The 1,904-nt window shown below is 72.2% G+C and carries 2 protein-coding genes; one reads left to right on the plus strand and one right to left on the minus strand.

Annotated features, from left to right (window positions below; genetic code table 11):
- Positions 1–1,032, plus strand: a 1,032-nt coding sequence (locus G6030_RS15925) for an HNH endonuclease signature motif containing protein (RefSeq protein ID WP_182643775.1), incomplete at its 5' end; no start/stop codon positions are given.
- 56 nt (positions 1,033–1,088) lie between these two features.
- Here G6030_RS15925 and G6030_RS15930 read toward each other — a convergent pair.
- The coding region (locus tag G6030_RS15930; protein WP_182643776.1) for an arabinofuranosyltransferase at positions 1,089–1,904 on the minus strand (816 nt) is incomplete at its 5' end.

Consider the following 1,904-nt stretch of genomic DNA (forward strand, 5'->3'; position numbering starts at 1 on the left):
GGGACGATCTCGGCCGGGCACCTGAAGATCATCAACACCACCCTGGCCGCGCTACCGGACGAGATCGACGACGACGAGCGCCACCGCCTCGAAGCCGAACTGATCGCCCTGGCCGCCGGACAGTGCACGACCCGCCGCCTGCAGGAGAACGCCCACCGCCTGTTGGACCAGATCGACCCGGGCCGCACCGAACGCGGCGCCGGCGAACGGGCCCGGCGTCGCTCGGTCACCTGCTCCGGCCAGGGACTGGACCTGATGGCCCGCGCCGCCATGACCATGGATCCCCAACTGGCGGCCCTGATGCGCGAAGTCCACGCCCGCTGGGCACAACCCGGACGCCTCTGGCCCGACGAGCAGACCCCCGATGACCGCAGCGACGGGCAACGCATGCACGACGCCCTCGTCCACGCCCTCACCCTCGCGCTGAGCGCCGACGCCAGCAAGACCGGCGCCGCGGCGGCGATCGTCGTGCGCATCGACCTCGACCAACTGGCCACCCTGGCCGGATGCGGCCACACCGACGCCGGGATCCGCGTGCCCGTCGACCAGGCCATCGCCATGGCCCGCGGCAACCACTGGTTCCTCGCCCTGTGCGACCAGGAGATCGACCTCAAGCTCTACCGCAGTCGCCGCACCGCCTCCCGCTACCAACGCCTAGCGTTGTTCGCCGCCTACGGCGGCTGCACCCACCCCGACTGCGACCAGGACGCCCGACACTGCCAAGCCCACCACGCCGGCACACCCTGGGCCGCCGGCGGCCTGACCAACATCGACGAACTGGCCCTGACCAGCGCCGACTGCCACGCCATGATCCACGACACCGGCTGGGCCACCATCCCCGACCCCCGCGCACCCCAAGGCGTCCGATGGATACCACCCACCGGAACCCCACGCGCCAGCAACCCGCCACCACCCAAACCCGGGCCACCGCCACTGACACCACTCGACGCACCCATCCTGCCGTTCGCGCTCCTGCACGACCTCGACCACGCCATCGCCCGACACACCGGCGGCCACGAGGCCGCAGCATGACCACGCGGGAGCGAGGGGTCACGGCGGAGCGACCACGATCGGGCCGACAGGCTGGGTCAGCGCCGGACGATCACCATCCGCGACCCCACTTCGCGCACGTCGAACAGAGCTGGATCGTCGAAATGCCGAGGGGCGAAAACGATCTCCTCCCGGACATTGTTCTGGGACCGCGGCATCACGTTGACCATGGCCGGGAACACCCATCTCCGGGACCCTTCGCGATCCAGGACAAGGACGTCGGGGCCGCGGAACGGGCTCGACTCGATCGCGGCCGTCAGCTGCGCCGGCGAGTCCGTGTCGGACCATCGACGGATCTCGTCGAGTCGCTCCTCGTAGCGGCCCGCCGGGGTCGCATAGGCCTGCGCCGGCGCCTGGAACGAGAAGAAGGGCCGGTACGCGTAAAGGGCCGGATCCGCGGTCAGCAGGACCAGGTCGGATGGGGCGCGGTCGCCGGTCATCTCGTCGATCGCCCCGAGCACGTCCTCCGGCACCCCGGGGTTCGCCCGGGCGGCCGCGGCGAAGTCGGAGTCCTCGTCGGAGACGTGCTGCACCATCTGCACCGCGGCGAGTCCGGCGATCACGACCGCGGCGGCGGTCACGCGCCCGCGGGAACGCTGGGGGGAGGTGCGTACCGCCCACCGAGCCAGGGCGAGCGCGCCGACGATCCCGGCCAGCGTGAGCGCCAGGGTCACCACCGGGATCATGCGGAACGGCAGCAGCGTGCTCCCGGTGACCGCGCGCAGGCCGGACAGGGTGTACCAGCCGAGGGCGGCGGCCACGGTCAACGCGAGCGCTCGCGCCAGCACGAGCTGGCGACCGGCGGAGGGGAGCGGGCCGTCCCCTGCGCGTGCGCAGTCGGCGGCGGCGTCAGC

The sequence above is a fragment of the Dietzia sp. E1 genome, from assembly GCF_014145015.1.
GTDB lineage: Bacteria > Actinomycetota > Actinomycetes > Mycobacteriales > Mycobacteriaceae > Dietzia > Dietzia cinnamea_A.